We start from the raw sequence: 8,404 nt of genomic DNA, 5'->3' as shown, positions 1-8,404 counted from the left end.
GCGATCAGCGCTTCCTTGGTGCCGAAATAGTGGGTGATAATGCTAGTGGCTACGCCTGCCTCCGTAGCAATCTTCTTCAGTGTTAGGTCATCGATGCCATCGCGATGCAGAACCAGATAGGTGGCGTCGATCAACTGCTTCCGGCGAATGGGCGCCATGCCCAATTTCGGCATTTCAATAAATCCTCATGCGCAATCAGACCCGATAGTATCTCACGTCGCCAAAAAGCACAGAGGCAAGGCGACAGTGCTCGTAGCGTCTACCTCAAGGTAGTATCCGGCTTCGGAGAATAGCTCCAGTGACGAACACGGCTTGCCGACGCTTGTTGTCAATCTTTGGTCCGTCGCTCCGCATGCGACGGGCGATCAGGTTGATTGCGATGTCCTATCGGAAAGACCGGATCAAACAATAGAGAGGACCGCGGGCGGCCGAGGCCGTCCGCGGTCCGAAGCATTTTGATRGCATCAGCCTGATTGGCTAACGGGCCGATATTTGATCATTCGGCCGCGTGTTGGACCGGAATGCTCGGCTCAAGGCCCCGCGGGATCTTCTTTTCCTTGTCATAGAGCGGCATGTCGTCGAGGGTCGCGACATGCGTGTTGCCGTCCCGGCAGAACACCTCTACCGCAGTTCCTGAAGCCATGGAGGTGCTGAGGCGGACGATCGCCACACCCTGCTTGAGATAGGGCGACCAGGCGCCCGCAGTGACGAAACCGACCTTCTTGCCGCCGATCGACACTGCGCCGAGACGAAGCGGTTCGCCGCCTGGGCACTTGAGGCCGACGACACGGTTCGAACCGGTGGCCTTGGCCAGCGCGGCCTTGCCGACGAAGTCGTCCTTGCTAAGGTCGACGAATGCACCGAGGCCAGCCTCGAACGGAGTCATGGTTTCATCCATGTCAGAGCCGTTGTTGAGGATGCCGCCTTCGATGCGGCGGATGTCCATGCTGTCGAGTGCGCAGATCTCCATGCCGTGCGGCTTGCCGGCTGCGATGAAGCGTTCCCACATGGCTGCGCCATCGAATTTGCCGCCGTTCGGCAGCGTGTAGACTTCGAATCCCATCTCGTTGGTCCAGCCGGTGCGCGATAGGATAACCGGCTGGCCGCCGATGGTCGTCCTAGCCACTGAGAAGTATTTGAATTCAGCCGGAACGCCGGTGTCGCTGAGCTTCGCCAGGATGTCGAGCGAGGCCGGGCCCTGGATCTGCGTGACCCAGGATTCCGGGTCCGAGATTTCGACGTCGAGATCCTGCGAGTGGGCAATGAACCAGGAAAAAACAGGACCGTCAGCCTGGACGTACCAGTAGGTGTCTTCCTCGAGACGCATCAGCACGCCGTCGCACAGGATCGTACCGTTAGGGTAACACAGCAAACCGTAACCGGCGCGACCGGGCTTCAGCTTTGCGCAGTCGCGGGTGAACACGCGGTTGCAGAACTTTGCGGCATCCGGCCCCTTGATCTGGACAGGGCGTTCGCCGGTGTCGAACAGGCCGGCCTTGGTGCGCAGCGCCCAATAGCCGTCCAGGCGGTCGATCTTCTGCGACACCGGCATCAGGCGATTGTTGTAGACCGTGTACTTCGCGCCGTTGGCAACGTGGAATTGCGAGTAGGGTCCGCGGATAGTGCCGTAGTCCCAACCTGGCTCTTCATGGGCCGAGACAACGAGGCGGGTGATGTTGGCTGTCATGATGGTTCCTCCTGTTATGACAACGGAATTTCTGTCGATTGGATAGGAATTGCAGGGATTGGACAGGCGCTCAGAGCGCCTCGGCCAGGTGCGGCTGGCCGCGCGCAGGTCTCTGCGACTGCAGCCCGCGCAGCCATTCGGCCGTCTTCTCAAAGCTGCCGAACGGGTAGAAGTGGACAGACCGGAAAATTGGCCGCCCTGACTTGCGCACGCCATCTGCCAGTTCGAGCAGCGTGTCTTCGGGCGAAAAGGACGTGGCCAGCTTGAAGGCGCGGCCGGCGTGGCGTGTCAGCATGCCAAAAGAGGCGCCAACGCCGCAATCCTTGGCGAAGCGCATGAGGGTGGTCATTTTGGCGAGGCCGGGCAGGCCGACATCCACGGCGATGCCGGGCGCGGCATTTTCGACGAAGTCGGCATGCCAGGCAAACAGCTTGTCGGTGTCGAACAGGAACTGTGTGACAAGCGACACGTCCAGGCCCACCTTGGCGGCATATTCGCACTTGTCGATCAAGGCGTTGCGCAGCGCTTCGCGGGCCACTCCAGGGTGGCCTTCAGGATGTCCGGCCAAGCCGATGGCCTCAATGCCATGGCCTTCGAGCATGCCTGTCCTCAGCACATCCAGCGAGGCGGCGTAGGGGCCTTCGGGGCGCGCCACATCGCCGCCAACCAACAGGACCTGCTTGACCGCAGCGCGCGCGGCGAGCTTGCCGAGGAACCCCTTGAGTTCGTCATGGCTTGCGAAGCGTCGCGCCGGGATGTGCGGTACCGGCTCCATGCCCTGATGTCGGAGCTTTTCGGCGGCGTCGACGATTTCAGCGGTTGAACCTGACGTATAGGCGACGTAGACACGCGTGCCTGCCGGAAGATGATCGCGAAGATCATCAAACTTCTGCGTGTCTTTCGGCAATGCTTCTATGGAGCAGTTTCCRACGAGCGCGCCAATGGCCTCGTCGAGATCACTCCTCGTGACCGACAATCTCATTCCCTTCCTCCCATTAACTGCATGACGTCGAACCGCGGAACTTTTTTCGCCTTCGGTCAGTCATGTGGTGCCGTATTTAGTATGGCAATACGATAATAGCAACACCGAATTTGTCGCGAACATTTCCTGGCCTCAGCCCACTGGGTCGATTGACGTGAGTATTTCCGGCGTCGCGAATGGTGCGACGACCCTGAGTGCTCTCCCATATCATCAACTAAATCAATATGTTAACCAATGGTATGTCCATGCCGCTCGGCGGCGCGACCGCAGCGCGAAATAAACCCTTGGTCTCAGCATCCAAGGCGCGCCTGAAGGTGCGATAGGCGATCAAAATGCGTGAGCACCTTGATTTAATCGTACCATGGTACTAATAAAACGCCGCCGATAGTCGGAGAAGGCAGCGCGGCCTGCGCCCAACACAAATGTCGGCATTGCTCTGGGAGGAGAAAATCAATGACAGACATACCTATGACGGTCCCCGCTAACCGGGACCACCGGCTCATCCGGTCGCTGACTTGGGTAGACGCCTTCTGGGTCACCAGCGGCGTGCCTGCCCTGGTCCTATTCACCATCGGACCGATCGCGGCCACCGCCGGCAACATTTCGGTGGCGGTCTGGACTGCCTCGATCGTGATGGGGTTCATCCAGGCTTTCACTTACGGCGAGATCGCCAGCCTCTTCCCGCACAAGTCGGGCGGGGCGTCCGTCTATGGGGCAATCGCTTGGGTGCGCTACAGCAAACTGCTGGCTCCCATCTCGGTATGGTGCAACTGGTTTGCCTGGTCGCCCGTGCTAGCGATCGGAGTTAGCCTCGGGGCCGGTTACATCCTTGGCGTACTGTTTCCCGCCGATTCAGTGGTCAACACCTGGCAGATCACACTCATCGATCTTGGTTGGCTACGCACCGGGCTCACACTTCGCATCAACGCGACCTTTCTCCTTGGCTTTGTATTGATGCTGATCGTCTTTGCGATCCAGCACCGTGGCATCCTGTCGACAGCCAAGCTTCAGAAGATCTTCGCCGTTTCGTCCCTATTGCCGCTGATCCTGATCGGCGTCGTTCCGCTCTTCACCGGCGATATCGTGTCGTCGAACTTCACCCCCTTCGTCCCGCTCACCCACGATGCCGCCGGCAATGTCGTCAACGGCGCCTGGAACTGGCAGGGCATGGTGGTTGTCGCCGGCAGCATGCTGATGGCGGCGTGGTCGACCTACGGCTTCGAGACAGCTGTCTGCTACACCCGAGAGTTCAAGAACCCGGCCGCCGACACATTCAAGGCGCTGCTATATTCGGGCCTTTTCTGCCTCGTCATCTTCATCCTCGTACCACTTGCCTTCCAAGGATCGCTCGGCCTGGCTGGGATGCTGGCGCYCGATATCTACAGCGGTATGGGCGTCGCCAAGGCGATGGCGGCAATGGTCCATGCCGGCGGCATCATGACTAACGTCATCGTCGTGATGCTCGTCTGCACCTTGTTGCTGTCGATCATGACGGCCATGGCCGGCTCCTCACGCACGCTGTATCAAGGTGCGGTCGACGGCTGGCTGCCGCGCTACCTCGACCATGTAAACGAACACGGTGCGCCTACTCGCGCCATGTGGACTGATCTCGGTTTCAACCTGATCCTGCTTCTGCTGTCGGATATTGTTTTCATCCTGGCGGCGTCTAATGTCGGCTACATTATCTTCATCTTCATGAATCTGAATTCCGGGTGGATCCATCGCATCGACCGCAAGAATTGGGAGCGCCCGTTCCGGGCGCCGAACTGGCTGCTCGCGGCAGGCACCTTCCTGGGCTATGTCAACCTCGTCTTCCTTGGTATGGGCGCCGACATCTGGGGCGAAGGGACACTGGTGACCGGCTTGTTCTTCGCCGCGCTCATCCTGCCAGTCTTCGTGTTCCGCCACTACATCCAGGACAAGGGACATTTCCCAGCTGCGATGAAGGAAGACATGCTTTTGGCGCATGAGGAGGGGGCCACCAAGGCTGGCATGCTGCCCTATCTGGCGCTCGCCGGCGGTGTTGCGGTCGTCGCAATCTCCCACTGGCTGGCACTCTAGCCGGTTCCTCCGGACGAAAGCGTGTGCTCCGCTTTCGTCCACATGGCTGGTGCGGGCGGGCATCGCCGCACCAGCTGGCCTAAATCCGAGCCGTGAACGGGATCACGCTGGGAAGGCGAAGCGCTCGATTCTTAGGCATTAGGAGAAACGTATGAACGCGCCGAACAAGCATGCGGCATTTTCCGCAATGGCGTCGTTGCCGGACGCTGATGTCTCCGTTCTGCTGCGCGGCTCGAAGCCGCCGACAGAGTTCCTTGTGCTGGTGCTGCCCGGTTTCTCTCAGCTCTGCCTTGCCTCGCTGATAGAACCCCTTCGACTTGCCAACTCGCTCACGCGCTCCGCACTATTCGATTGGAAAATCCACAGCCTGGACGGAAACCCGGTCCGATGCGCCAGCGGCCTATCGATGGGCGTGGCCGGAAGCTTGGCGGACGTAGCGAAAAGCTTCCATCCGAACGTTAACCTGGTTCTGTGCGCCGGCGAGAATGTCGAGAGGTTCCGGGGTGCCGTGTTGCGCAGCTACCTCCGTCAGGCATTGCGGGCCAGGGTGCCGATCTACGCGCTCGGCACCGCGGCATGGTTGCTTGCTGACGCAGCTATCTTGCGCCACGCGCGTTGCACTATCCACTGGAGTCGGATGGCAGCCCTATCAGAAAAATTCGAAGACCTTGCGGTCGATGATGCGTTGTTTGTCCGCCACGGACAGATCGTCACCTGCGCCGGAGAGTTTGCCGCCTTCGATCTCGCCATGGATCTGGTTCAAAAGCAGGGTGGTACCAGCCTCGCAGGCAGTATCTGCCAACATGTAGCGGCCGATCGATGGCGAGACGGCGCCAGCTGCCAGTCCGTACCGCCGGGCCTGCGCTACAGCGGTGCCGGAAAGCGGTTGTTACCGATCATCAAACTGATGGAAGCAAATCTGGAGGATCCGCTGTCACTCGAGGAAATCTCGCGCCGCGTTGCTGTTTCGCGCCGACAAATCGAGAGGCTTTTCGAACGCCACCTGTCACGCACACCCTTCCAGCACTATTTGGCCCTGCGATTGGCCAAGGCGCGGCAGTTGATCGAACTGACCGACATGCCGATCATGGATGTGGCCGTGGCCTGCGGCTTTGTTTCGTCCTCGCATTTCTCGAAGACGTTTCGCGATAATTTCGGGGTGCTGCCGAGAGAGCTGCGAATGCTGGACCGCGCTTGACTGGCCTTCCTATCGACTGGTGTTTAATGAGCGACTTGGTCGTAACGACCGGTGTACGTGGTCGGCAAGCACTCAGATGATCCCCCATTTTGCCTAGGATAAGTGATCGCCGAGAGGCAGCTATCGCATGCGTTCACCTGCAAACCGGACAGGCAGCAAACGGCCCCGATTCTGACGTTCGGCAACGCGCCAACACCGGACATTGACAGAGGTGGGTGTCATCGTATCCTCGCCCGCAGGTTCGCGGGGTGAGGTCATGTCGACGGTAACGCAACACATCATCGATCGAGGCGATGGCGCTCGCGTCGAACTATTCCAGGCACGACCGTCTGCGGCCAAGAACGGGGCGATGCTGTTCGTACATGGCAATCAGGGCGGACTTCTCTTAGGTGGGAAAGAGGCTGTCGATGACGGGTCGCTGGTTCGGTTCTCGTCCCGTCTTGGTGCAACGGCGGCTGCAATCTCGCAGCCTGGTTTTGGTGCATCGGACGGCCCCGCCGATTTCTGCGGCCCGACTACTCAGCAAGCGATTGTAGCCGCTTTGGAGTTTCTGAAGCAGCAGCCATCAGTCGATCCCGCACGTATAGTTCTCTACGGAAACAGCCGAGGGGCTGTTGCATCTGCCATGGTGGCCACGAAAGTCCAGGGCCTCAAGGCGCTCATCCTAACAGGCGGCGTTTATGACCTGCGAGAAGCCTACGAAAGTAGTTCGAGAGGCTTGCAGCAGGCGATCCAGAAAGAGGCAGGTGTTTCGAACGAAAGCTTTTTGGATAGATCCGCACTACATCATTCGCACAGGATTCAAGCGGAAACCTTACTTCTCCACGGCAAGTATGATGATCATGCATCTGTCGATCAAGCTGAACGATTTTCGGAGGCACTTGCACAGGTAGGTGTGCCAGTAAGCTTCTACGCGCTCGAAGGCGGTCATCGCCTTCCCCGAGAACTGGTCACGCCAATCCTCCGAGACTTCTTAATTCGAATATTTGCGCCAGCCGCAACGCTTCATTGACCTATGACCGCTTCGGGCCGACCGAGGGCATGGCAACGGTCAGTTGAAGGTCCGCTTTCGTAGGCCTCTCCCCGAAAGCCGCATTCCGCTTCCCACCCGATCCGGTCGTCCGTGGCCATTCCCAGTTTGAGAGCAGACATGCAACTCAGAGCTTCCAAGGATTTCGCGGCAGGTTGACTAAAGGTACCTGGACCGACATCTTAGTGTTGGCGTGACCTACGCCCAACCTCCTTGACCTTCCCCAGCATGGTCTTGAACGGAGGCAAAGGGACTTGTTGTCTCGGGTCGCTATCTTGGTCCGATCGTTTCGGGCGGGTTGCTGGGGAACTGCGCTCGCGACGTGAAAGGCCTCAGATGACGGAAAACAAAAATCTCAAACGCCGAGTACGTGCCCGCGCGGCAAAGACGGGCGAATCTTACACTGCTGCGCTCCGGCACATCCGCCAACGGGCAGACAGTTCTTCGCTTCAATCGATACGACTGGCTGTAACGCAGACGTCGCTTTCCAACGATCCGCGCAACATCGCGGCGCTTCACGCCAGCGGCGCAGAAATCCGCCACCTCATGGAGCGGGCTCATCAGGCTGGTGCGCGCCTTATCCATTTTCCCGAGGGAGCGACCTGCGCCCCAAACAAGCGGATCATGTCAAAGACCGGCCCCGCAGAAATCGGCCCATCGGACTGGAGCCGCTTCGAATGGACGGCCCTACGTGGTGAACTGGACGAGATCCGCAGGCTAGCCAGGCGGCTGAGGCTATGGACGGTGCTCGGGTCGGTACATCAGCTCACCTCGCCAAACCGCCCGCACAATAGCCTCTATGTCATTTCTGACCGTGGGGAATTGGTCAACCGCTACGACGAGCGGATGTTATCAAACACAAAAATCTCATTCATGTACTCCCCGGGAAACGCTCCAGTTACGTTCGACGTGGATGGCATTCGTTTTGGTTGCACTCTGGGCATGGAGGCACATTACCCTGAGATTTTCGCAGAGTATGAGCGGCTCGACGTCGATTGTGTACTGTTCTCGACCACCGGAGAACTGCCAGCCGCCGCACCGGCTTTCGCAGCCGAGGCGTTGGGACACGCCGCCAGCAATACGTATTGGGTCAGCTACTCCGCCCATGCCCCGCAGAGTGTCACCGCCCCTTCAGGAGTCGCAGCGCCTAACGGTCATTGGGCCGTGCAATGCGCGGCAGATGGAACTCCTGATCTTGTTGTAACGGATATCGCCATTGACCGGGATAATCCCGCTCGCCCATGGCGACGAAAGGCTCGCGCTGAGCTCTACGCGGCCTACCAGGTGACCAGTGATCCAAGGAGCGCTGATCGAAACCTGTACTGATCCCAGTATTTCGGTCAGCGGATCATCTTGCTTCGCTGACCACCCAACATCGGCTGCTTCTTCATCTCGCAGGCCAAAACCTGCCAGTCCGTATCCCACCCCAGGACAGACAGAACGGAG

General features: G+C 59.2%; 7 protein-coding genes. 4 read left to right on the top strand and 3 right to left on the bottom strand.

Translation table 11 applies throughout. The features are described from left to right. From AC1DUU_RS15705 to AC1DUU_RS15695, 3 genes are all read right to left on the bottom strand, one after another. Positions 1–158 (bottom strand): TetR family transcriptional regulator (locus AC1DUU_RS15705; protein ID WP_476784337.1); only part of this gene is annotated, 158 nt, incomplete at its 3' end. A gap of 338 nt (positions 159–496) precedes the next feature. Further along, complete coding sequence (locus AC1DUU_RS15700) at positions 497–1,687, bottom strand: aminomethyl transferase family protein (protein WP_476784336.1); 1,191 nt, start codon at positions 1,685–1,687, stop codon at positions 497–499. Positions 1,688–1,757: 70 nt separating this feature from the next. Next, positions 1,758–2,669 (bottom strand): methylenetetrahydrofolate reductase, encoded by a 912-nt coding sequence (locus AC1DUU_RS15695; protein ID WP_476784335.1) that lies wholly within the window; start codon positions 2,667–2,669, stop codon positions 1,758–1,760. Positions 2,670–3,122: 453 nt separating this feature from the next. Between AC1DUU_RS15695 and AC1DUU_RS15690 the strand changes: the two genes are divergently transcribed. The 4 genes from AC1DUU_RS15690 to AC1DUU_RS15675 all read left to right on the top strand — a co-directional run bounded on the left by AC1DUU_RS15690 (position 3,123) and on the right by AC1DUU_RS15675 (position 8,284). Beyond that, positions 3,123–4,730 carry an APC family permease gene (locus AC1DUU_RS15690; RefSeq protein WP_476784334.1) on the top strand — a complete coding sequence of 536 codons (1,608 nt, stop codon included), beginning with the start codon at positions 3,123–3,125 and terminating at the stop codon, positions 4,728–4,730. A 151-nt stretch (positions 4,731–4,881) separates the two neighbouring features. After that, positions 4,882–5,928, top strand: coding sequence for a GlxA family transcriptional regulator (locus AC1DUU_RS15685; protein ID WP_476784333.1), 1,047 nt, complete (start codon positions 4,882–4,884; stop codon positions 5,926–5,928). 256 nt (positions 5,929–6,184) lie between these two features. Continuing rightward, entirely contained in the window at positions 6,185–6,940 is a 756-nt protein-coding gene (locus tag AC1DUU_RS15680) for an alpha/beta hydrolase family protein (RefSeq protein WP_476784332.1), read from the top strand. Between the two features lie 354 nt (positions 6,941–7,294). Next, positions 7,295–8,284, top strand: coding sequence for a carbon-nitrogen hydrolase family protein (locus AC1DUU_RS15675; RefSeq protein WP_476784331.1), 990 nt, complete (start codon positions 7,295–7,297; stop codon positions 8,282–8,284). The last annotated feature ends 120 nt before the right edge of the window (positions 8,285–8,404 follow it).

This window comes from Aminobacter sp. P4_H6_2 (genome assembly GCF_056400805.1).
This window is presented reverse-complemented; position numbering and strand designations above follow the sequence as displayed.